The following is a 20,493-nucleotide window of genomic DNA, read 5'->3' on the forward strand; positions in this document are numbered from 1 at the left end:
CAAGTCCCACGCTCTGCCGCAAGGTTAGTTATCACTTCGGATGAAGCGATTTCGCTTGACATCGGAACCTGACTTTCATTAACGCTCGGCCCGCCGGCGAGCCCGCCCAGCCCACGGCGCTTCAGGCGCTGGATCTGCCCATAAACCTCGTCCGCTGCTGGGTGCAGCGGCCTCGGTTGTCAACAGGGACGTGTCCTTGAGGTACTGCCGGTAGGCCCATGCCATGCCGGCGGCAACCATTGCTCTGTTGACGTCCTGACCGCTGGCCAGGACAGTGCCCAAGTGCCGCCCGTAGCGGTCCTCTCCTTGCTCACGGACAACCACTTCACGGCCGAACGTGAGGTCGGCGAGCTCCTGTCGGGACTTGGTCCCGAATGGCTGCGTTTTCTCAGGCGCATCAATCTGCGCCAGGCGCACCCGCACGGGCTTAGGGTCGACTAGGACTTCGAGCGTGTCGCCGTCGAGGATGCGGATCACCTTGCCCGTGAAGTCGGCATGAGCAGCTATCGCTGACACCGTGAGCGCCGCGCCGATCGCGGCGCGCATGAGCGCTGCCAGGCGCACCGCGAGCTTGCATTGCTTCATCCATCACTCCCTGAAGGGCGCGGACGGTAGCACATCGTCTTGCGCAGCTGAAGTCGGCGGGCGCATCGCGTCCCGCCGCGCGGCTGAGCCGTCGCCTCCCTGAGAAATCGGGCAGCCGACCCCAGACATCCAACAGCCCTGATTTGTAGCGTCCTGCGGCGCGAGGTGGCGCTCGCCGTGCGCCGGTTCCGTCTGCCATCGGCCCGCTGTCCCGAATACAGCCATTTCCCTCGTCTTTCGCTCTATTCCGGTGAATTGCGCCCCTGCTGCCGGGGGCCGGCTTCGCCTGCAAGGGGGGGTTCATAACGCTTGGGACCGGCTTCGATTGAGGTTGACCACGCTGGCGCGACCCGATCGAGTGAGGCGAGATAAAAGAAAGACCGAAGACGAGCCTGAGAATGTGATCGAACGTGTAGACGGCGATCCCGAAACGTTCCGGTAAATGTGCTCGCAAAGGCATGGCCGCCGACGCGCCGCATGCCCGAGGCGACGCACACCAACGGCCCTTTACATACATGCCAGTCTGTCCGAGCGCCAACTGCACGGTACTGCGGAGAGCAGTTCGCTTGTGCATTTACGCCGTTTTCTTGGGGTTCACGACTCCGGTCATACACTGCAACTGATCAAAGTCAAACAACGCACAGATGGCGTCGACCATCGAGAGCCCAACGTAAACCAGCGGTGTACAAAGTGAGTTGGCTGCGTGTAGCAGCCGACCCAAAACGAACCAAGGAACACCGATGACCGCCGACCCTAACAAGCCAGCAAGCTCAAGCTCAGTCGACCTCGATCTTGAGGAACAGGCAAAACCGGGTCACGGCATCCCTTCGCAGGATCCGTCGCCTGCCGCCCAGCAAGCACTTTCTCCCGAAGAGGCAGAACGCGAAAGCAAGTCGGCCTTTATGGGCGGGGGAGTCATGGCAGGTGCTGCCGCAGGAGCTGCCGTCGGAGCGGTGGCCGTCGGCCCGGTCGGCATTTTTGTGGGCGGACTTGCTGGCAGCGTCGCGGGAGCTCTAGGTGGAGCGGCGGCCGGGACCTCCCTCGATTCTGCAGCGCGAGAAGCAGAAGAAGCTAGGTCGGATACGCCGCTACGCAAAAAGGAAGACTGACAAGTACAAGTTCCCGTCAAGCTTGAACGTCAGTCGCGCAGATCCAACCGCGAGTCCGGCGTTCGAGGTGGTGATCAGTGGATAGAAACCAGTGCCATGCTTCACCACTGCACGTAGAACATGGCCTTTGCCAGCAGCACAATGGCCAACACGTGGCAGAACACGCTCAGGTGCAATCGACGCGAGCGACGCCCACCCAGCACACCACGCCGTCGCCAGAACATGGCAGTAATGAAGTGCCCGAACACGCTGAACGCCAGTGCGATCTTGAGCATCAAGATCAGCCCGAAGCTGCTGGCCAGCGGCTGTGCCAGCGCCGCGCGGTGCTGCCAGGCCAGACCGGCACCTGCCACATAAAGCAGCAACAGCACCCAAGGCATCACGGCAGTGGCCCGGTTGCCGATCGCACGCTCCACGGCATGCACAGTCGCTTGCGGCAGGTGCTTTCGCACGCCTTCAAGCATCACCACCTCGAAGAACACCGTGCCCACGAAGGCTATGGCACCCAGCAGGTGCAGTGTCAACAGGAGACCGTAGCTCAAGGGCAAATCCTCATGCCGCCCGCCTGCGCTCTAGCGTCATGCGCTGGCCCGCTTTCAGTGGCAGGTCAGTGCCGGGCAACAAGTCTGCCAGCGAGAATCCGTCCAGGTGGGTCGTGAAGGCCTGAAGTGCATCGCCGAGTACGTTGGCCAAGTGACACCGTCCCGTGAGGACGCAACGGCTGCCCGTCGCAAAACACTCAACCAAGGCGAAGTCCGGCTCGATGCCGCGCACCACAGCGCCCAGGTTGATGTCGCGCGGAGCATGTGCGAGGCGCATACCGCCTCCTTTGCCTCGAACAGTCTCGATCCAGCCCTGCAGGCCGAGCAGGTGCGTCACCTTCATAAGGTGGGCTTCCGAGATTTCGTAGGCATGTGCCACCTCCGAGATGGTGCAGAGGCGCTCGGGCTGCTGCGCCACATACATCAGCAGTCGCAGTGCGTAGTCGGTCATCAGCGTCAAACGCATGAGGAGGCTCCCGTCATTTCGGCGTGCGCCGCCGCGCCGCATTCAGTTGCGGCTTGAGAACCGGACTGACCGGCGCGTCGATGCGTGGGCGAATCAGCAAGGGGAAAAACCGCCAGAGGTACAGCACGAAGGCCAACACCCAGGCGCCGGCTGAAGCGTGCAGTGCTCCCAACGCTAGGTCGGTCGGCAGCAGCGCCAGCAGGCGCAACGCCGCAGCCGCGATCACCAGCCCATAACAAGACACGATGAGACTGTCCGGGCGCAGCGGCCGCCCCAGATGCCCCAGCGCTGTGCGTGTCACCATGCCGACGATCAGCACGGAGAATCCGGCCACGCCGATCACATGTGCCGGCCAAGCGGCTCGCACCACCTCACCTGCAGCGTGCCCAGCTGCCACCAGCAGCCCCACCCCTATCGCGGCGTACCCGACATACAGGATCCACAGCAACGGCAAGCGCCGCACCGCTGCCGGCTTCCAAGCCAGGACTTGCACAAGTGCAATCACGCCAGCCACGCTCAGGAACACGGCCGAGACCTCTGCCCAATTCATCAATCCGCAGCCAATGGCAAGGCCGCCCGCCGCGAGTTGCCAATGGCCGCTACCCGTGTGCATCGGAATGATTAAACCCGGCACCGCGCGCATTGCGAAAAACGGTATGACGCGGCGTGCCACCAGGAGCGCGGTCACCGCCATGCAGAGCAGACCGGTGTTGAAGTACTGCATGAGCCACTCATAGTCACCCTGCCACGCCGCGAGCAGGAACAAAGCATCAGCCCCGCCCAACGCGAATATCAGCAGTGGCACGCCGTAGTTGCGTTTATTGCGCGAACCGTAGATCGCGCGCGCCAGGGCCAGGGCCGACCCGGCGAAGAACAATACCTCGCAGGCAACCGCCAGTGCGAAAGCGGTGCCTCCTGGCAGGAGGTAACCCACTCGCGCCAGAATCCACAGCAGGCATAAGGCGCCCAGCGCCCTGCCCTTCAACGGATTGGTGCCCGTCCAGGTGCTGGCTGCCGTTAGCAGGAAGCCCGCCGCGACGGTGGCGATAAAGCCCCAGAGCATTTCATGCGCATGCCAGATCACACCGGCCAGTTTCCCGCGCAGCAGCCAGGGCGCGAACACCCACAGCGCCACCGATACGGCGGCCCAAACGCAGCCGGCCAGGTACAGCGGCCGAAATCCCAATTCCAAGAAAGCCGCCCATTCCGGGAGCGGCCTCGCCCTCTCCGGCTCCTTGAACCGCAAAAGCTCCGTCATGCCACTCGGTTGGTAAGCGCCGCAGGCAGGGCGTCGGGGTCACGGCTGATCTGGTAGCCCATCCACAGGCTTTGTGCAATGCGCTCGGCCATAGCACAGGCCTTCTCTGCCATCGCCTGGTTGGGCTGCGCGAAGGCATTTTCTCGGAACAACCGCAGCCAGCGCTGGAACAGCGCTGCTGAAAGGCCGGGCAACACGGCATGCTTGGGCAACGGCGCGCCCGAAAATCGGCCAGTGCGCCGAAGAATGGCCGACCAAAAATCTACCAGCTTGGTCAAGTGGCGGTCCCAGTCACTGATGTGTGCATTGAAGATCGGGGCCAGCACCTCGTCCTCACGAACCCGCGCATAGAACGTGTGTACGAGGGTAGCCACTTCGGATTCGGTGCACAGGTTGCGCTCGAGCTCTGCGTCCTTAGTTGTTCGGAGGGGTGGGGTATTCATAAAGGTATATGGGGAATGTATCTTATGATCGCCTCAAGCGGTGGGATTCTCATCGACCGTACCTTTCCGACTTCACACGCAAAGCGCCATGGCCCTCAAACATGCCGAGCCTCTCGAGGTCATCGATCTGCACGCCACCAACGAGGCGATTGGCACAGCGGTTAGCAGCAGCCTGCTCAAGACGCCGCATCTTCAACTCATGCGAGTGTTACTCGCAGCAGGGCAAGCACTTCCCGAGCACCACGTGCCTGGCGAGATCACAGTTCAATGCCTCTCGGGTGAGGTAGACGTTGCGACGCCGTCGCGGACGTGTCGATTGGTTCAAGGCAGCTTGGTCATGCTGCCCGCCGCAGAGCCTCACCGCGTGCAGGCGCATCGGGACACCGTGCTACTGGTGACAGTGCTGCAACCTGAAATCGTTTCAGAAGGAAAGTCGATATGAAGAAAAACCCAAGCGGTGCGCTTGACGGCGCCTTGGTCAGTCAGCGTCGGACGCTTCTACGCATTGCAGCCTTGGCCGGCGCCGGAGTGGCCTTGACTGCCCACGCGCATGTGAAATGGTTTGCGCCTTACATCGTGGGCGCGCCGCCGCAATCGTTGAGCGCAACGCTCACCAACCAGTGGTTCTGGATCGGCATTGCACTGGTCTTGATGTTCTTCCTCGCCACCCGGGCCATCGAGAAGATGCCCACCGGACAAAGCATCCTGGCCGGCATGGACAAGGTGATGAACCCCCTGTGGCTGCGACTTGACGACTTTCTGCGGGTGGTGATCGCAGCCTTCTTCGTCGCGATCTTCGCGGTCGGGGGCGTCTACCTGACGCCCGACCTCAAGACGCCGAACGAGTGGGTGTCATGGATGCAGCTGCTGATCGCGGCCTTTGTCTTTTCGCGCCGGACGATGCCGCTGGCCGCAGCCGGCATCATCCTTCTGTGGGTGCTGGCACTCACCGAATATGACCTGTTCCACCTACTGGACTACCTGGCACTCGGCGTGTCGGTTGCAGGCTACTTGGTGCTCGAATCGTCAAGCAAGCCAGAGTGGCGCAAGTACCGCTTCGAGGTTCTGCGCTGGGGCGTGGCCATCGCCCTGATGTGGTCCAGCCTGGAGAAATTCGCCTACCCGGACTGGTTCTACCCGCTCGTCGAAGAGAAGCCTTTCCTCACATTCGGCATGCCGCGGGACGTGTTCATCCCGATGGCCGGGGTCGCCGAGTTCACGATGGGCTTCGGCCTGCTCTGGACGGCGCTGGTCAGGCGCCTGTCGGCGATCACGCTGTTCGTTATCTTCAATGCTGCTGTATATCCGTTCGGGCGTATCGACATGGTGGGTCATGCCCTCATCATGGCGATCATCGTGGCCATTGCCGCAGACCCGACGCCTCAGATGCGATTCGCCATCCGGCGCTCAGTCTGGACCATTCCGGCGATGCTCAGCGCGGCATTGGTGGTCTTTGCAAGCGGGTACTGGGGTCTGCATCTCGCGTTGTACGGGCCGAACGGTGAAGCAAACACATCCACCGCGGAGATAGCGACCCACACATACAGCACCGAACACCCGCATGGACCGCAGGCCGTCGGGAAGGCGTCCGCACCACCCAGCCCGGCAGGCGCTCACGCCGTCGGGCATGCCGCGCCGCCTGCAGGCGTATCCGGTTCAGCACGCGACGCCTATGAAGCCAGCATGGCAAAAATGCATGGCCCGATGCAGGAGGGAGTTCAGCATCCCGATCCGGATGTGGCGTTCGTGCTCGGCATGATCCCGCATCACCAGGGTGCGATCGACATGGCGCAGATTCAGCTGCAATATGGAACGGACCCCGTGAACCGCAAGCTGGCGCAAGAAATCATCGTTGCGCAACGCCATGAGATCGAGGAAATGAAGGCTTGGCTGGCCGCAAAGGGCATCCCGGAACCAAAATGACACGGGCACAGCTCTTCCCCGCAACCTCGCTTTCCGACCTATATGATGCGCCGCGGGGTGGTCTCGTTCAAAGCGCGTGCTTGAACTTGCGTGACGGCTGCCACAGATACGCAAGCGTGCTTCAGCAGAGCGCAACAGTAGAGAAGCGGCTATTCCCAGCGCTGCTGGTAAGAGAAAGTCGGCAGCTTCCAACTGCGCCAAATGGCCAGCATGCGCAGCGTGAGCCCGAGTGCAAAGCTAAGCTTGATGTTCGTCGCGTGATCGACGTCGAGCGCGCGCAGGGCGAGGAAAAGGCAGCACACTACAAGCGAGACGCTCGCATAGAGCTCGCGCTGGAAAACAACCGGCATTTGGTTGCACAGCACATCACGTAGCACTCCCCCACAGATACCGGTGATCATCCCGGCCATGATGACCACAGGCAGTGCGTAGTTGAGGCGAAGCGCAATGTCACAGCCTATTAGCGAAAAGGCGACCAGTCCCATGGCATCGAGCGCCAGAAAAAGACGCTTCAGCTTGTGCATGTAGGGTGCGATCAATGTTGTCAGCAGCCCGGCGGAAATCACTACGCCCACGTATTCGGGGTGCTGAGTCCAGCCAATGGGGAAGTTGCCCAGGATGAGGTCACGCACCGTGCCCCCTCCGAGTGCGGTGACGAAAGCGATAACTGCCACTCCAAAAACATCCATGCTTCGGCGTCCAGCAGCTAGTGCCCCAGACATGGCTTCCGCCGTGATGGCGATGAAATAGATGTAGGTCAACATGCCGGTTCCCTCGAATAACCGTGCCACACAGAATAGTTCATCAACATAAAATCAACACCATATCAACAAGAGTGTGTTTCATTTGACCGAGCGAAGCCTTTCAAGATGCGGAAGTGCATGCGCCAAGTAGTGACTCATGCTTGGCGACGATCGCTGTGCGCTTCGCATTCGTCACCGCTGAGGATCAGAAGTGATGGAGTTTGGTCCCTTGTACACCTTCAGGAAGCTTTCGCAGTGCGGGCACTTCCGGCCAGTGGCGATCGGCTTGAGGTTGGTCATGGTCAAGGCTCCACGAGCTCGGATGCATTGCATCGCTCCGGCATTGGCGCACTTTGCCGCACACACTCGAGATAGGCGTACAACTCACCGTCGGCTTCCCTGACACGGTCCCTCAACTGTGGGTCGTGAAGACGTAGGGGCATGGCCGGCAAGCCGTGCAACCGGTCGCCAGGCGCGTTGATGCGTTCGTAGTGAGCCTCCAGCGCTTCACCGCGCTCTCCGGAAGAAGGGTCCACATCGGGTCGAAGCTCTGCGGGCCCGTGAAAGGCGAAGCGAAAGTAAGGAAACGGCACCGCAACGCTCATGCTTTCACTTCGAGGAAGTAGAGGACATGGTGAGTCAAGGGCCTGTCTCGTTGCGCTGGGAGTCGGGCCGTCGGCGTGCTCCTGTCTGCCCCGGAGTTGGTAGTTGCTGGTAGCTGTCCAGCCATGTCCAGACCGAGCATGACCTTGCGCGACAGAAGCGACGGTTAAAGTTAGCCCCAGGAGTCGCGTCAATCGTCCTTCTGCGCGAATCACCAAGTCATATCGCTGCATATCGGTGTCGAAGATCTTGACTTCTCGGCGACTAAGTTCTTTCAGGATGTTGCGTGCGTCAGCATGGGGGCACTTGATGCGCACAAAAATCACTGGTTCGACCCATGAGTCCCGCTCGGTGTCTAGGTAGCTGTGAATTTCCGGTTGCCGGAAGACCACCTCGGTACCGTGCGCATCCCTAATGACTTGCTGAGCTTCGTGCAGAGCGCGCTCTTCCGTTGCGTAGATCCGCCTCTGCCCTCGCATACGACAGATACCGATCTGGTCGAGACATCCAGTCCACGACACCGGGTCTTTCGAATATCGGCAAACCCGGCGCGCCCGGAAACAGCGGCTGCCGCAGGGGGTAGCTAGTACGTTGTTCGTCAAGCAGCATTCAAGTCTCCCATCACGAAGGTGCACGACACGAGGTCAGCACAAGGCCGAATTGCCACCAACCGTGCGTCAATGGTCTGCCCGCTTGGAAGCGGCACCTGCGCCACGGTACCTATGGCGTGGCCGATTAGTGCCAGCCCCGAAGCGCTGAAGATGGAAACGCGGCCTAGCGCGATGTCAGCCTTGGACGGCGATACCAGGGTGATCGCGAGCGCTTCAGGCGTGCCGAGAAACTAACGTCGGTGCATTGCATTGCATTACAGGTGGCGCTCGTTTCAGCGGAATCAAAATCTACCCGGATCGGACTCAACAGGCTATTGCATGGTTGTACTGGTCGGGCCAGAACCTGGACCCTCCAACAGATCATCGATAACCTGTAGAAGCTTGGCCGGCATGATCGGTTTTGTCAGGTGGGCGCTGAAGCCTGCGGCGGTAGTTCTTGCCCTGTCCTGTTCGCTTCCCCATCCAGTTAATGCAACGATGCGGATGTCATTCAGGCCCGCATCACTGCGAAGTCGCGTCGCGACTTCGTAACCGTCCATCGTGGGTAAGCCCAAGTCGAGCAATGCGAGGTCGGGCTGCCACTCTGCCGCAGCACGGAGCGCTGCCGGCCCGTCGGGGAACCCGAGGACAGCGTGCCCGTTGGATTCGATCAACTCCACTAGTGTGCGTAGGCCGTCCAGGTTGTCCTCGACAATAAGCACCCGACCGTGATTTCCCGCCGCAGCTGCGCGCGTTTCATTCGTGGGATGGGCGGCGGACACGGCCGTGGGCAGTTCGACGCGAAAGGTGCTTCCTTGGTTCAGGCCCCCGCTGCGTACGCTCACCCTGCCGCCGTGCATTTCGACCAGGCTCTTGACGAGTGACAGACCGATCCCGAGTCCGCCGTGTGCTTTGTTCCCGGTGTGTGGAAGCTGCGTAAACAGATCGAATAGCCGGACTTGATCTTCCCTCGGGATGCCCAAGCCGCTGTCCTCCAACTCGACAACCACCGTCTCACCTTCAACCCAGGACGACAGCTGAATCTCTCCTCCGTCGGGCGTGTACTTGGCCGCGTTATTTAGCAGATTCGTCACGACTTGAATTACTCGGGCAGGATCGGCGTTCACGGGCGCGGGCGTACCTGGCAGTTCCAAGCCGAAATGATGGCGGCCGCTGTCCAATGCTGGCGTCGCTGCTTCCACGGCCTGGACCAGCAGCGGCGCGATGTCTACCACTTCGCGCTTGAGTTCCACGAGGCCGCGGTTGATGCGGGAAACATCGAGCAGGTCATCCACCAGGCGAACCATGTGAGCCGCCTGCCGCTCGATGACGTCCACTCGGCGTGCCAACCGCGACGGGTCCTGATCTCTTCTCATTAGGGCGATGGCGTACAGCATCGGCGCGATGGGATTGCGTAACTCGTGCGCCAGCGTCACAAGGAACTCATCCTTGCGGCGGTCTTGATCGCGCAGCATGGCTGCGTCGCGCACGCGTTCGATGTGAGCCCAACAACGATCCACCACTTCGGTAATCATCCGGAGGTCTTCCTCGGACCATTGCCTGGGGACGGACTGGTGGACTGCCATCATCGCCACCAAGCGTCCACCCTTTATCAAGCCGGCGCACACGATGGCCTTAATGCCGATAGCGTTGAACATGCGCCCCCCGTTGTCGTCGCCGAGTTCTCGGTCCACGTCGTGTACCACTAGGTGACGGCCGTTGCGTAGGTTCGCTGTCGCTCGGGAGCCGAACAGGTCGAGGGAATACACACCGGCACTTGAGGGGACGCCTGGCTGAGCCCAGTCGCTGCGGATGTTGAACCGGTCGTTGTCGGGCTCAACATCCGCATAGGCACAGCGCGTAGCGCCAAGATGTTCGCCAAGCAGCTGTGCCGTCACCTGCATCACGTCGAGGGCGTCCACAAGCGGGTGCGTCGCACGCTCGATGCGGTTCAGCACCTCTAGGCGCTCCTGGGTGTCGCTTTGCAGCGCTTCGGCGCGCTTGCGGACGGTGATGTCAATCGCAGTGCCGATAGCGCGGATGCAATGGCCGTCACCGTCGAAGATTCCGCGGCCCTTGGCTGCCACCCAGCGTATGAGCCCGTCCTCCTTGCCGACGGTGCGGTATTCGACGTCGTAGACAGTGCGCTGAGTCGGGTCTTGGGCCGCCGCGAATGCTTGCAGAACTGCCGTTGCGTCGGCTGGGTGCAGACATGCTACGAAATCGTCCAATGTCGCTTCAGCTTCCGGGGAGATGCCAAACATCGCCTTGACTCTCGCCGGCCAGTACAGCGTGTTGGTTGCAACATCAACGTCCCACAAGCCGACCTCGGCAGCTTCGATGGCTAAGCGCAACTGCTCTTCCCGTTCCTGCAAGGACATTGGGGCCGCCGCACTGCTAGGCTTAGCTGGACTCATATGTTTTGATGCGAAGTGGGGTAAGGCGTTGGTACCTTTAACGTTAGCATGGCCTGAAGGGAGAAGCGGTCGCCTCTCATGCTCCGGGCGAACCAAAGTAGCCTGCCTCTGGGACCGGCCCCAGTAGCGGAGCGCGCCGGACAATCATCGCGCCTGGCCGCCTCGCGTTGCACTCCTCAAATTTCTCGCAATGCCTCGGCACCCGGCGCCGTCATGCTTGGCGTGAATTCAACAACTTCTGCAGTCGCGCAACCGCTCTTCACGAACGGGTCTTTCGCCAGGATCGCCTGCAGGCGAGCACGGCTCACCGTGCGTGTGAGGATCACCCCGCCTTTTCTTGGCTTCTGGCGCCCTGAGGCGATGAAGAGGCCAGCATCGTAGTGTTCCTTCAGCCAGGCGACATGCTGCGGCATCAGCGCATCGAGTTCTGCAAGGGGCCGCAGGTAGGTAAGGGTGACGATAAACATCGGATCACCGTACGGGCTTGAAGCTCAGAGTCTTCATCGCGCCAGCCAGCCGCTGCCTCGACGTCCAGTAGTCTGCCCAAGGGTCGGCGGTCAGAAACGACAGATGCTCACGGGCGGTCGCGATAGTCCATTGGGCTCCGCTGCGCAGCTTCGGAAGCTGCTCCCAGTCAACGGGGATCGACACACCCATGCCAGGCCGGGCACGCGCAGAAAACGCCGCAGCCGTGGTCGCGCCATGCCCGTTTCGTAGGTAGTCGACGAACAGTTTCCCGATGCGGTTCGACGGCCCGCTCTTGGCTACAAATCGCGACGGAATTGTCTTGGCCAGATGCTGCACGATGGCCTGGGAGAACGCCTTGACCGTGCCGTAGTCGAACTGTGGCGCGAGCGGAACGACGACGTGGAGTCCCTTGCCCCCAGAAGTCTTCAGCCACGAGGCAAGACCGAGTTCTTTGAGCAGGGTCCGCACGAGTACGGCCGCTTCTTGGATGTGTTCCCAGGTAGTTCCCTCGCCCGGATCGAGGTCGAAGATCATGCGATCTGGCTTGTCGATGTTGCGAGCGAGGGAGTTCCAGGTATGGAACTCGATAACGTTCATCTGCGCCGCGCTCGCCAACCCCTTCGAGGTGCCCACTTCCAGCAAGGCGCTGTGGCCAGGCCACAGCTTCTCATCCAGTTCCCTGACCCCCGGCATGCTCAGCTTGTCGTCATGCTTCTGGAAGAACAACTCGCCTTTGACGCCGGTTGGGCCACGGACGAGCGAGCAAGGCCGTCCTTTGAGGTGCGGCAGTATCCAGTCGGCCACCGACTCGTAGTAGCGCACCAAATCGAGCTTCGTCAGACCGGTGCTGGCATCGATCACTCGGTCTGCGTTGCTGACCTTGACGGTTCCCGCTGATTTGCGCCCGGCTGCCCTAGCCGTCTGTGCGACGACCTTGACCGCTTCGCGGGTTATGGCTGACGCAGGCTTGTCAGTGCGCAGCGAGAGGTAGGAAGCGTGCCGGATTTGGCCGTCTGGGGTCCACTCCGCAAATGTGACCTCCGCCACGAGTTTTGGGGCCACCCAGCGTTCGCTTCCTGTCTTGCGTTTCGACCAGCGGCCAGGCTTCGCAGCGCCGGCGGAGAACGGGGGCTCAGCGACCTCGAGCTTGGCAAGTCGGCCTTTCAGGTCGGTCGCTTCCTGTGCGTCCCATCCCGTTCCGACGCTGCCGACCGAAACGAGTTGGCCATCGGAGGCGTGTACGCCAAGCAGCAGGCTGCCTACCTGCGGCGACCCGTCAGTCCGGTCGGTGTAGCCGCAGACCACGAATTCCTGCCGCTGCTTGCACTTGAGCTTGAGCCAGGCTTCCGTGCGGCGCGATGAGTAGGGCGAGTCCGCCCGCTTGGCGATGACGCCTTCCAGGTTCATGCTGCATGCCGACTGCAGGATTGATGCGGGGTCGGCCTCGAAATCAGCGCTGAACCGAACATGCTCTGTCGCGCGCTCGTCCAGCAGCGCTTTGAGCAAATGGCGCCGTGACGCGAGCTCCACATCCCTGAGGTCGTAACCTTCGAAGTAGGGCACATCGAAGAGGAACAACACGATGTCCGCGCTGCCACGCCCGCGGTCGAAGCCTTTCTGCAGCGCGTTGAAGCTCGGCAAGCCGTTGTCGTCGAGTACGACGATTTCGCCGTCGAGCCAGGCGGACTTCAACCCCAGTTGCTCCAGCTCCTTCACGAGCTGCGGCATCCTGTCGGACCAGTCGTGCCCTCCGCGGGTGATGACCTGGGCCTTGCCTTTGTCGATCCGCGTCATGACGCGGTAGCCATCAAACTTGATTTCGTAAAGCCATGTCCCGGCGGATGGCACCCCGGTGGCCAGCGTGGCGAGTTGCGGACCCAAGGTGACGGGAAGGGGAGCTTTCACGGCACCTGGCACGCCCGGGTGCCCTGGCCTGGCGGCCGGCGCTGGCGGCATCTTTGCAGGTGCCTTAAGGTTCGCAGACACCGTGCGCTCCTTCACTCCAGGAGACGCTGGCCTTAGCGGCTTAGCGGCTTAGCGATGACGCTATCGGGCAGCGCTGTGACGACGTCGTATTCCGCCTTGGGGCGTGCGAACTCGTCTCGCTTCTTGAAAAGAATCCACGGCTCCTGCATCTCACCACCCTTGGCGATCTTGACCAGCTCCCAGAGACCAGACAGCTTCTGCCCATGCATCCGGAAAACCAACTTGCCCTTGGCGAGCCCTTCGTGAGGATCGCCCACTGGCTCCCAGGTACCGTTATCCCAGACGATCACGGTGCCGGCGCCGTACTGTTTCGGAGGAATGGTCCCTTCGAACGACCCGTATGAGAGCGGGTGGTCTTCCACGTGGATAGCCATGCGCTTATCGGCCGGGTCGAAACTGGGCCCTTTCGGGACTGCCCAGGAAACCAGCACTCCGTCGAGCTCGAGCCTGAAGTCGTAGTGCAGCCGCGAGGCGGCGTGTTTCTGGATGACAAACGATAGGGCTGACGTGCCCGAGCCGCGCTCGCCGCGAGGTTCCGACGTGACCGCAAAATCGCGCTTGGACCAGTACCGCTCAAGAGGGTCCGTCGTAATCGAAGATGCTGCAGCCATGTCAACAGGCTAATCGGAGCTTCGCTTCAACTGGACAGCGGACAGCCAACCGCGCTGTCGGATTGCCCCTCCACTGTAAGTATCTCCTCGCCTGCTTGCAGTAGCAGGTGCGCGGCACAGTATGGCGCACGGACCCCATCCAGGCGGCCCGCACCTAAGGAGAACCGTATGGCAGACGACAAGACCCTATCAGGCGGGCAAGACCGCACACGGATCAACGTGCACGAGGACTACGAACTGCGCGATTGGTCCAAGAAGTTCGGCGTCACGCCCGAGGAGCTGCAAGAAGCCGTAAAAGCTGTCGGCCCTACCGTGGCCGCGGTCGAAAGGCACTTCGCGGCAAGGTGACTGTTCCGACGGTACGGACGCGCTGACCTCAGGCACGTAGATGGCTGCTTAGGTCAGTCGACCGCTCGGGTGCATTGGCCGCCGCAGCACAGACAAACGCGCGTCGGGTTTAGACCACACAGTCGCGATGCGCTCGTCGTGACGCATGCGGCTATCGACCTTAGCGCGGCCGCCATAAACCTCCGGTTCAAAGACAGGCCGTCTGGACAGAGGCATTGGTCACAGGCACCTTCGACAACTTCAGGCTCATTTGCCGGCACGCCCACAATTTGATCGCTGGCATGAGCCGACGCGGCAATTGTCACGACAGCGCCGTCGCCGGGAGCGTCTGCCAGTTACCCCAGCGCGACCGCATCCGTCGCCAGAACCCAGTCGTAACTTCCCAAATGCCTTTGGACCGAAGGACGGGCTGCTCGCCGAGAACCGCCTGCATTCACTCGCGGGGGGCCCTCATGACTCGCCGTCGGTGTACCCCTCTTCCCGCTGCGCATAAGAGGCCTCGCGCTCCTGCGAGGTCAGGGGGTCGGTCTTCTTCACCGCCGGACTCGCGCGCGTCGTCCTCCCGAAGTGCCTCTCTGAATTCCGGCGACTTCAGCGCACGCTCCTTGGTCTCCTTCAGCTCTTGGAGGTTCTGCGTCGGGTCGGCCGGGGTCGGCGGGACATACCGGGTTCGGGTTCGTTCGTCGCTCATGGGGGATCTCCAAAGTGATGCATCAACCGGGTCCAGGGCGGCCCAACTTCGCCACTCGCTGGAACAACGCGGGCGCCATGTCAACCTCCACTCGGCGCGCGCGAGCGCCTCACCATGCCCAGAACCCGCCGCCCGAGCGGCGTCACGCCTTTGAGTTCGGCGAACTGGTCGGTCGTGCGGTTTTCCGGATAGAAGCGCGCGTCCACGTAGCCAGCGCCGTGCAGCCGGCGCAGCACCCGCAGTTCGCCTCGCTCGGTCACGAAAGACGGCATGTTCCTGCGAACCAGCGTGTCAAGGTATTTTTCTGGCATAGCGCCTCCGGCTTATGGTGATCGAAGACGGGCAAACGACATGCCCGGCGGCCAATGCCACGGCAGCTCATTCCGGCGGCGCGATCGGACCGCTCTCGGCGGCCAGATCGCGCAATCGACGACCCTGCATCTCGACCCCCTCTCGAACCAAGTCAGGGGGCCGACCACATCAACAGCCACGGCACGCCGCTGCCCCACGGTGGTCAACAGGCCGACCTGGAAGTACACGTCGTTGCTCAACCCACGCGTCGAGGTGAAGAGCAGCGCCCCCACCACGCCCAGCGGCACCACCAGGATGACGGAGAAGGGCACCGACCAGCTCTCGTAAAGCGCGGCCAGGCAGAGGAACACGAAGAGGATCGAGATGGCGTAGAGCTGCTCAGCGCCTGCGGAGGCAGCAACACTGGATCGAAAGTCGAAGCCCCGGGCCAGGCGAAGTCCGCGATCACCCAGACACTGGAAAAGGGTGCGGCTATGTTGCAGGACAGGCCCCCCATCGAAGCGATCAATGCCTACCTGGACGGCTTCCACTTCTACAGTGGGCACATGAAGGAGCAGATGGAGGCTCACCACTACTGCGCGATCCTCGACGAGGAGGCGATCCAGTGCGTCATCTACGACGGCAACAAGAAGAACGCCAAGCTCATGGGCGTGGAGTACATCGTCAGCGAACGGCTCTTCAAGTCGCTGCCGCCCGAGGAAAAGGCCTTGTGGCACAGCCATGTGCACGAGGTGAAGTCGGGCCAGCTCATCGCGCCCGGCATTCCGCAGGCGGCGGAGCATGCGCTGATGGAGAAGCTCGTCGGAACCTATGGGAAGACCTGGCACACCTGGCATACGGACCGCGAGAAGGTGCTGCCGCTGGGCGTTCCACAGCTGATGATGGGCTTCACCGCAGACGGTCAGGTCGATCCCGCGATGGTGGCTGAACGCGACCGTCGATTCGGCGTGGACAGCGCGCAGAAAAGGCAGGACCGCGCGTCGATCGCTGCTCCCGCCGTCGTCGAGGGGGCGGACAGCTGGCAGCAGGGCCGCACGGTGCAGATCGCAGACCCGACGGGTGCCGAGCACCACTCGCCGCCAGCGGTGCCGGGTCAGCGTTGAAGGCGCCCCGACTGCGCACGCGACGGTGCCTGCCCTGACGCCACCCACATATTCGTTCCCGTGCGCGCGGCGACCGCCGTGCCTCTTTCACTCAAGTAGGAAACACATGAGACGACATCCATTTCACCCGCTGCGCTGGACCTTGGCGCTGGCCGCATCGTTCGGCGTCGTGGCATTAACACACGCACAGCCGACAGGCAACCCGAAGGGCACGCTTCCCGTCCCCGAAGCCTCCGCGCCAAAGCCCAACGCGACGCGCGATTCCAGGGCACAGCGGGCCAGCAATGGCTCCAATGACGGAAAGCTGGTGGGCACCGAGGCGCAGACGCGGGCACGTCTGCAGAGCGGAGCGTCGCCGGGCAGTGGCACGGAAGGCGGGTTGCCGCGCAAGCAATCGGGCAGCGCACCCGGCGGCGACGCGGCACGCTCGGACAGGGGCTCCGCGGCACCGCGCCCGATGCCGCCTTCGAAGTAGCTGCAAGTCCGGCGCGCTGACGATCGCGCGGTGCGCAGCTCTGCCCCGAGAGGTGGTGAACGGTCGATGCCCCGGCACGCCCGTTGCACGTGGCCTAGGTCATCCCGAGACTCGCCACATGGAACCCCCTGTTCGATATCCCGATGTCTATGAGGCGATGGGTTCGAATTCAGCGTCCGCCCAGGCTATGGCTGGCGCGTGTTCGTCCATGTGACGCGTGCGGCCCTCAACGCGCTCCTCGATCGGACCGGTTCGGTGGCCAGTGAGCTGTCGCTCATCGCGAAGCACGGGGACGCCATTTGCGCCCTCGTGGCGCGCCGGTGCACCGAAGAGCGCTTCGAAAGAATCGTCGTCACCGAGAAGGACGGTGCATTCGATCCTCGCCCCCGGTGCCTGAACGGCGCGGACGGCGCCAGCGTTGAAAGCGCCGGACGCCAGCGCGCGGCTGGTCGTTCAGAAGTCGTCGACGCGCGGCGTGGCGATCCCGTGGGTGCGCCTGAATTGCAGCAAAGCCGCCCTGTTGCGCGCTGCCGACTGGGTGGCGACGCCGTCGGCGGGCACCAGCACTTCCATCTCGCGCATTTTTGCGTCGGTGGCCGTCGCCATGATGCATTGGTCGCTCGACACGCCCGCCAGGATGATCTGCCGCTTGCCCAGGTGCTTGAGCAGCAGCTCGAGCGGTGTCGCGTAGAAGGCCGACTGCATGGGTTTGAGAACGAAGTAATCGTCGTCGGTCGGCAGGAGCAAACGCGTGATCTCGGCGCCAGCACCACCGGACTCCATGGCGCTGTCGACCAGTGCGCGGCGGTCCGATCGCCAGCGTCCGCGGTTGTCGTTGCAGTAGACCGTGGGAACGCCCGCGGACGCGCAGCGCCGCCTGAGCGCTGCGATCCGCGGGGCAATCTGGCACGCAAAAGGTTGGAGAGCCAGCGCATCGACAAAGTCCCAGCAGCTGATCATGTCGACGATCAGCAACGCAGTCTTCTCGAGGTCGTCGAGGTCGACGTTGCGGGCCGGTGGATCGGGGGCGGCGTCTTGGGACATGGGATCAGTTCACGTTCGCGCCCGGACGGGCACGTTGTACACGCCAGGAACGCGCGGCCCAGACCACGCACTTGCGATGCTTGCGGCAAAGTCTTCTTTTGCAATGCCTGCGCCCCGCCTGTCATCCGTGGTCACCGTCAGTGCAGAGGGGACGATGACGCGCCGGCGCGAGGATCCGGCTTGACGGCGCAGACGGCCTGGCACGCCTGCACGAACTGCCACGCGGCCCTCGCATCGCGGTCTCCGGCGCCCCAGCTCAGCGACATTTCCTGCAGGTCGGTGGCTGACCCCAGGGCCATGCTGAGCGAGCGCCGCAGGGGTGCCGGGATCGACGGATCCCGCGCCAGGAGCCCCGCGGCGATGTGCGCTGCGCGCGGCGAGAGCCGCACCGCGTGGTCATAGAGCGACCCGAATTGCATACTGAATCCGGGGCAAGCTGTGTGCCTGCGTACGCCCGTGTGGTCACGCAGCGGCGGTCATCTCCGCCATCAGTTCTTCCTTGCGCGCCTGGAGGGCATCGCGCATCGCGACCAGGTCGAGCTTTCGCGCGGCGCGCGCCTTGACGAAGATCTCGTTGCGCTCCTCCTTCACGTGATGGTCGATGTACTCGCCCAGGACGATGACCTTCGCGCACCACTTGGCGTCATTCTCATCGCCGTCCTTGATCTGTGCGATGAGGTCCTTGGCACTTGCGTGCTCGACTTCCGCCTCGTCCAGGAGGTCGGCTTCCTTAATGGCGTTACGCAGTGCCGGGTAGAAAATCTCTTCCTCGATCTGCGCGTGGACCGTCAGTTCCATACAGATCTGATCCGCCAGCTCGCGCCGCTTCATGGGGGCGGACTTGGCCTTCGATTCCGCCAGCGGCTCGAATTCCTTGAACATTTTTTTGACGTTGCGGTGGTCTGCGTCGAGCAGGCTGCAAGCGTCGGCGGGCGTGCGGGAAGTTGCCATTTAGAAGCTCCATTTGAATTCGTGGGATAAGGAAGATCCACCGCGCGGTGCAGATGCAACGTAGGAATTACTCCACTTCGCTTGCAGAAGCAGCGACGTGGAAACCGTCATCGCGCGCGCCGGGTCGGCGCCGCCTTTGGCCGAAGCCCTTGCATCAGCGCCGGGACCTCGGCGGACAGTTCCCGGGCCAGGTAGCCCACCTCGCCACACCGCTTTCTCAGCACGTGTCCCGCGCGCGCATGCAGCAGCACGCCCCAGGCCGTGGCTTGCATCGGCGTTGCGCCGCGTGCAGCGAGGCCGCCGATCAGTCCCGCCAGCGTGTCGCCCGAGCCGGAGGTCGCCAGGCCCGGTGTGCCGCCATCGAAGCGCCACGCGGTGCCGTCCGGCTGTGCGAGGTAAGTGACGGACCCCTTGAGCGCAACGCAGACGTTCCAGCGTGATGCTGCTTCCCGTGCGATGCGCAGCGGGTCGGCGGAGATCTCATCCTTCGACAGCCCGGTCAGGTGCGCCATTTCGCCCGCATGCGGTGTCATGACCACCGGCTGATCGACCGGGCCCGCCTGCACGGCGGACATAGCGAGCGCGTCGAGCACTGTCACGCTGTGCTTGAAGAGAGGCAGCACACCTTCCATAAATCGGATGCTCCGCGCCTCGTCCGTCATCCCGGGGCCGAAAACGACGGCGCAGATCCTCGAGGCCATGGCTTCGAGCGACTCGGCCCCACCGGGCAGCAGGCCACCCGACTTGGACGCCTCCAGGCCCACAACGCGGGCCTCGGGAATCGCCAGGGCCAGGCCTTGCGCCACACGCTCCGGTGCCGCGATGGTGAGCTTTCCGGCACCGGCGCGCAGGGCTGCCACAGCGGCCAGCAGCGCCGCGCCCGGCATCTCGTCGCTGCCCGCGACCACCAGCACGTGGCCTCGTGCCTCCTTGTCGGCGTCAGCACCCGCTGCGGGCAAGGGCCACCGCGCAAGCGCCGAGGCGGTGAGCGCGCGCGGACGCGCAGGAGCAGCGCCCTTCATCTCACGGCTTCGGTGCGCCGGGCCTGTCCGGCGCGGTGGTGACAGGTGTGGCCGCCTCGCGCAGCGGCGCGATGAAGTTGATCAGGTCGAGCTGCAAGACCTGGTCTTCGTCCTCGTGCGGTGCGGCACGGTACGAGGTGACCCCACAGTTGGGAACGTCCCCTTGCTTGTCGACTTCCAGAATCTCGCGCTCGTCCATGTGCTCCAGCAGGTAGCGCATGCAGTTGACGATCACCTGATGCGCGACGACCAGCACACGACGATCTGCATACTCGCGCGTCATCATCTCCAGCAGACTGCGAAGGCGCAGGATGACGTCGCACCAGCTCTCGCCGCCGGGCGGACGAAAGTAGAACTTGCCCACGTGAAGTCGCTGCTGGTCGAGCTCCGGGTGCTTTTGCTGGATCCCGAACCGTGTCAGCCGATCCAGGATGCCGAACTCCTTTTCGCGCAAGCGCTCGTCGATCCGCAGGCGTACCTGGGGGTGCTGCAATCCAGCCGCCTCGGTGATCAACCGCGCCGTTTCCTGCGCTCGCAGGTAGGGCGAACACAGGATGACTTCCGGACATTCCTCCGCACGAAGCGTGGCGAACCAGTCGCCTACCGCCCTGGATTGCTCCACGCCGAGTTCCGAGAGCGGAACGTCGATATCTCGCCAAGAAAGGTCGATGACGGCCAAGCCGCCCGCCTCCGCGGCATCGCGGGCGACGTTTCCTGCACTTTGGCCGTGGCGGATCAACCAGAGTCTTTGGGGCCATGAGTTAGACATCCCCGAATGGTAGAAATGCGCCTTCGCATCGCTC

Annotated in this window: 22 protein-coding genes and 2 pseudogenes; 6 read left to right on the forward strand and 18 right to left on the reverse strand. The window is 62.9% G+C overall.

Annotated elements, in window-relative coordinates; translation table 11 throughout:
* Nucleotides 1-78 precede the first annotated feature (78 nt).
* Nucleotides 79-585: a thermonuclease family protein gene (locus ACSFA0_RS25600; RefSeq protein ID WP_435453080.1), complete on the reverse strand. Its 507-nt coding sequence runs from the start codon at nucleotides 583-585 to the stop codon at nucleotides 79-81.
* Between the two features lie 740 nt (nucleotides 586-1,325).
* On the opposite strand from ACSFA0_RS25600, the gene ACSFA0_RS25605 reads away from it, so the two are divergent.
* Nucleotides 1,326-1,694: a hypothetical protein gene (locus ACSFA0_RS25605; protein WP_435453081.1), complete on the forward strand. Its 369-nt coding sequence runs from the start codon at nucleotides 1,326-1,328 to the stop codon at nucleotides 1,692-1,694.
* A 101-nt stretch (nucleotides 1,695-1,795) separates the two neighbouring features.
* On the opposite strand, the gene ACSFA0_RS25610 is transcribed toward ACSFA0_RS25605, so the two are convergent.
* From ACSFA0_RS25610 to ACSFA0_RS25625, 4 genes are read right to left on the reverse strand one after another with little or no spacing between them, the layout of a single operon-like run.
* Entirely contained in the window at nucleotides 1,796-2,236 is a 441-nt protein-coding gene (locus tag ACSFA0_RS25610; RefSeq protein WP_435453082.1) for a CopD family copper resistance protein, read from the reverse strand.
* A 10-nt stretch (nucleotides 2,237-2,246) separates the two neighbouring features.
* Entirely contained in the window at nucleotides 2,247-2,702 is a 456-nt protein-coding gene (locus tag ACSFA0_RS25615; protein WP_435453083.1) for an RrF2 family transcriptional regulator, read from the reverse strand.
* Between the two features lie 13 nt (nucleotides 2,703-2,715).
* On the reverse strand, nucleotides 2,716-3,960 hold the full coding sequence (locus ACSFA0_RS25620) for an NnrS family protein (RefSeq protein ID WP_435453084.1): 1,245 nt from the start codon (nucleotides 3,958-3,960) through the stop codon (nucleotides 2,716-2,718).
* Nucleotides 3,957-4,403: a group III truncated hemoglobin gene (locus ACSFA0_RS25625; protein ID WP_435453085.1), complete on the reverse strand. Its 447-nt coding sequence runs from the start codon at nucleotides 4,401-4,403 to the stop codon at nucleotides 3,957-3,959. The genes ACSFA0_RS25620 and ACSFA0_RS25625 overlap by 4 nt, the downstream gene beginning before the upstream one ends.
* An 88-nt stretch (nucleotides 4,404-4,491) precedes the next feature.
* On the opposite strand from ACSFA0_RS25625, the gene ACSFA0_RS25630 reads away from it, so the two are divergent.
* Nucleotides 4,492-4,845, forward strand: coding sequence for a cupin domain-containing protein (locus ACSFA0_RS25630; RefSeq protein ID WP_435453086.1), 354 nt, complete (start codon nucleotides 4,492-4,494; stop codon nucleotides 4,843-4,845).
* A complete protein-coding gene (copM, locus tag ACSFA0_RS25635; RefSeq protein WP_435453087.1) occupies nucleotides 4,842-6,326 on the forward strand; it encodes a CopM family metallochaperone in 1,485 nt (494 codons plus the stop codon). The genes ACSFA0_RS25630 and copM overlap by 4 nt, the downstream gene beginning before the upstream one ends.
* Before the next feature lie 149 nt (nucleotides 6,327-6,475).
* Here the strand turns inward: copM and ACSFA0_RS25640 are convergent, their stop codons facing one another.
* The 6 genes and pseudogenes from ACSFA0_RS25640 to ACSFA0_RS26610 all read right to left on the reverse strand — a co-directional run bounded on the left by ACSFA0_RS25640 (nucleotide 6,476) and on the right by ACSFA0_RS26610 (nucleotide 13,744).
* Nucleotides 6,476-7,090 (reverse strand): trimeric intracellular cation channel family protein, encoded by a 615-nt coding sequence (locus ACSFA0_RS25640; protein WP_435453088.1) that lies wholly within the window; start codon nucleotides 7,088-7,090, stop codon nucleotides 6,476-6,478.
* Nucleotides 7,091-8,270: 1,180 nt separating this feature from the next.
* Nucleotides 8,271-8,489: pseudogene (locus ACSFA0_RS25645) on the reverse strand (GreA/GreB family elongation factor); the annotation flags it as partial.
* A 105-nt stretch (nucleotides 8,490-8,594) separates the two neighbouring features.
* Nucleotides 8,595-10,643: a hybrid sensor histidine kinase/response regulator gene (locus ACSFA0_RS25650; protein WP_435453089.1), complete on the reverse strand. Its 2,049-nt coding sequence runs from the start codon at nucleotides 10,641-10,643 to the stop codon at nucleotides 8,595-8,597.
* A gap of 212 nt (nucleotides 10,644-10,855) precedes the next feature.
* Nucleotides 10,856-11,146, reverse strand: coding sequence for a YciI family protein (locus ACSFA0_RS25655; RefSeq protein WP_435453090.1), 291 nt, complete (start codon nucleotides 11,144-11,146; stop codon nucleotides 10,856-10,858).
* A gap of 4 nt (nucleotides 11,147-11,150) precedes the next feature.
* The gene (gene ligD, locus ACSFA0_RS25660) at nucleotides 11,151-13,052 is read right to left on the reverse strand and encodes a DNA ligase D (RefSeq protein WP_475539788.1); all 1,902 of its coding nucleotides are present in this window, start codon (nucleotides 13,050-13,052) and stop codon (nucleotides 11,151-11,153) included.
* Nucleotides 13,053-13,165: 113 nt separating this feature from the next.
* A complete protein-coding gene (locus tag ACSFA0_RS26610) occupies nucleotides 13,166-13,744 on the reverse strand; it encodes a DNA polymerase ligase N-terminal domain-containing protein (protein WP_475539789.1) in 579 nt (192 codons plus the stop codon).
* Between the two features lie 168 nt (nucleotides 13,745-13,912).
* On the opposite strand from ACSFA0_RS26610, the gene ACSFA0_RS25665 reads away from it, so the two are divergent.
* On the forward strand, nucleotides 13,913-14,092 hold the full coding sequence (locus ACSFA0_RS25665; RefSeq protein ID WP_435453091.1) for a DUF3606 domain-containing protein: 180 nt from the start codon (nucleotides 13,913-13,915) through the stop codon (nucleotides 14,090-14,092).
* A 771-nt stretch (nucleotides 14,093-14,863) separates the two neighbouring features.
* On the opposite strand, the gene ACSFA0_RS25670 is transcribed toward ACSFA0_RS25665, so the two are convergent.
* Together ACSFA0_RS25670 and ACSFA0_RS25675 are read right to left on the reverse strand one after the other, a co-directional pair.
* Nucleotides 14,864-15,094 (reverse strand): hypothetical protein, encoded by a 231-nt coding sequence (locus ACSFA0_RS25670; RefSeq protein WP_435453092.1) that lies wholly within the window; start codon nucleotides 15,092-15,094, stop codon nucleotides 14,864-14,866.
* 188 nt (nucleotides 15,095-15,282) lie between these two features.
* Nucleotides 15,283-15,478 (reverse strand): annotated as a pseudogene (locus ACSFA0_RS25675) (efflux RND transporter permease subunit); the annotation flags it as partial.
* Nucleotides 15,479-15,640: 162 nt separating this feature from the next.
* Between ACSFA0_RS25675 and ACSFA0_RS25680 the strand changes: the two are divergent.
* Both ACSFA0_RS25680 and ACSFA0_RS25685 read left to right on the forward strand, forming a co-directional pair.
* On the forward strand, nucleotides 15,641-16,198 hold the full coding sequence (locus ACSFA0_RS25680; RefSeq protein ID WP_435453093.1) for an OBAP family protein: 558 nt from the start codon (nucleotides 15,641-15,643) through the stop codon (nucleotides 16,196-16,198).
* A 106-nt stretch (nucleotides 16,199-16,304) separates the two neighbouring features.
* Nucleotides 16,305-16,673, forward strand: coding sequence for a hypothetical protein (locus ACSFA0_RS25685; RefSeq protein ID WP_435453094.1), 369 nt, complete (start codon nucleotides 16,305-16,307; stop codon nucleotides 16,671-16,673).
* Between the two features lie 453 nt (nucleotides 16,674-17,126).
* Here the strand turns inward: ACSFA0_RS25685 and ACSFA0_RS25690 are convergent, their stop codons facing one another.
* From ACSFA0_RS25690 to ACSFA0_RS25710, 5 genes are all read right to left on the reverse strand, one after another.
* Nucleotides 17,127-17,648 (reverse strand): cysteine hydrolase family protein, encoded by a 522-nt coding sequence (locus ACSFA0_RS25690; RefSeq protein WP_435453095.1) that lies wholly within the window; start codon nucleotides 17,646-17,648, stop codon nucleotides 17,127-17,129.
* A gap of 206 nt (nucleotides 17,649-17,854) precedes the next feature.
* The gene (locus ACSFA0_RS25695) at nucleotides 17,855-18,136 is read right to left on the reverse strand and encodes a hypothetical protein (protein WP_435453096.1); all 282 of its coding nucleotides are present in this window, start codon (nucleotides 18,134-18,136) and stop codon (nucleotides 17,855-17,857) included.
* Between the two features lie 43 nt (nucleotides 18,137-18,179).
* Complete coding sequence (locus tag ACSFA0_RS25700; RefSeq protein ID WP_435453097.1) at nucleotides 18,180-18,668, reverse strand: hemerythrin domain-containing protein; 489 nt, start codon at nucleotides 18,666-18,668, stop codon at nucleotides 18,180-18,182.
* Between the two features lie 107 nt (nucleotides 18,669-18,775).
* Nucleotides 18,776-19,690: an NAD(P)H-hydrate dehydratase gene (locus ACSFA0_RS25705; protein ID WP_435453098.1), complete on the reverse strand. Its 915-nt coding sequence runs from the start codon at nucleotides 19,688-19,690 to the stop codon at nucleotides 18,776-18,778.
* A gap of 1 nt (nucleotide 19,691) precedes the next feature.
* Nucleotides 19,692-20,429 (reverse strand): histidine phosphatase family protein, encoded by a 738-nt coding sequence (locus ACSFA0_RS25710; RefSeq protein ID WP_435453099.1) that lies wholly within the window; start codon nucleotides 20,427-20,429, stop codon nucleotides 19,692-19,694.
* Nucleotides 20,430-20,493: the final 64 nt, after the last annotated feature.

It is taken from the genome of Variovorax restrictus (assembly GCF_051216715.1).
Taxonomy (GTDB): domain Bacteria; phylum Pseudomonadota; class Gammaproteobacteria; order Burkholderiales; family Burkholderiaceae_C; genus Variovorax.

What these genes read in the sequence shown, in the direction of transcription:
- ACSFA0_RS25695 (WP_435453096.1), bottom strand. Translation starts at nt 18,136, where the DNA reads ATGCAATTCGGGTCGCTCTATGACCACGCGGTGCGGCTCTCGCCGCGC.
- ACSFA0_RS25680 (WP_435453093.1), top strand. Translation starts at nt 15,641, where the DNA reads ATGAAGGAGCAGATGGAGGCTCACCACTACTGCGCGATCCTCGACGAG.
- ACSFA0_RS25620 (WP_435453084.1), bottom strand. Translation starts at nt 3,960, where the DNA reads ATGACGGAGCTTTTGCGGTTCAAGGAGCCGGAGAGGGCGAGGCCGCTC.
- ACSFA0_RS25630 (WP_435453086.1), top strand. Translation starts at nt 4,492, where the DNA reads ATGGCCCTCAAACATGCCGAGCCTCTCGAGGTCATCGATCTGCACGCC.
- ACSFA0_RS25615 (WP_435453083.1), bottom strand. Translation starts at nt 2,702, where the DNA reads ATGCGTTTGACGCTGATGACCGACTACGCACTGCGACTGCTGATGTAT.
- ACSFA0_RS25625 (WP_435453085.1), bottom strand. Translation starts at nt 4,403, where the DNA reads ATGAATACCCCACCCCTCCGAACAACTAAGGACGCAGAGCTCGAGCGC.
- ACSFA0_RS26610 (WP_475539789.1), bottom strand. Translation starts at nt 13,744, where the DNA reads ATGGCTGCAGCATCTTCGATTACGACGGACCCTCTTGAGCGGTACTGG.
- ACSFA0_RS25685 (WP_435453094.1), top strand. Translation starts at nt 16,305, where the DNA reads ATGAGACGACATCCATTTCACCCGCTGCGCTGGACCTTGGCGCTGGCC.
- ACSFA0_RS25605 (WP_435453081.1), top strand. Translation starts at nt 1,326, where the DNA reads ATGACCGCCGACCCTAACAAGCCAGCAAGCTCAAGCTCAGTCGACCTC.
- ACSFA0_RS25640 (WP_435453088.1), bottom strand. Translation starts at nt 7,090, where the DNA reads ATGTTGACCTACATCTATTTCATCGCCATCACGGCGGAAGCCATGTCT.
- ACSFA0_RS25700 (WP_435453097.1), bottom strand. Translation starts at nt 18,668, where the DNA reads ATGGCAACTTCCCGCACGCCCGCCGACGCTTGCAGCCTGCTCGACGCA.
- ACSFA0_RS25600 (WP_435453080.1), bottom strand. Translation starts at nt 585, where the DNA reads ATGAAGCAATGCAAGCTCGCGGTGCGCCTGGCAGCGCTCATGCGCGCC.
- ACSFA0_RS25670 (WP_435453092.1), bottom strand. Translation starts at nt 15,094, where the DNA reads ATGCCAGAAAAATACCTTGACACGCTGGTTCGCAGGAACATGCCGTCT.
- ACSFA0_RS25665 (WP_435453091.1), top strand. Translation starts at nt 13,913, where the DNA reads ATGGCAGACGACAAGACCCTATCAGGCGGGCAAGACCGCACACGGATC.
- ACSFA0_RS25705 (WP_435453098.1), bottom strand. Translation starts at nt 19,690, where the DNA reads ATGAAGGGCGCTGCTCCTGCGCGTCCGCGCGCGCTCACCGCCTCGGCG.
- ACSFA0_RS25650 (WP_435453089.1), bottom strand. Translation starts at nt 10,643, where the DNA reads ATGTCCTTGCAGGAACGGGAAGAGCAGTTGCGCTTAGCCATCGAAGCT.
- copM (WP_435453087.1), top strand. Translation starts at nt 4,842, where the DNA reads ATGAAGAAAAACCCAAGCGGTGCGCTTGACGGCGCCTTGGTCAGTCAG.
- ACSFA0_RS25655 (WP_435453090.1), bottom strand. Translation starts at nt 11,146, where the DNA reads ATGTTTATCGTCACCCTTACCTACCTGCGGCCCCTTGCAGAACTCGAT.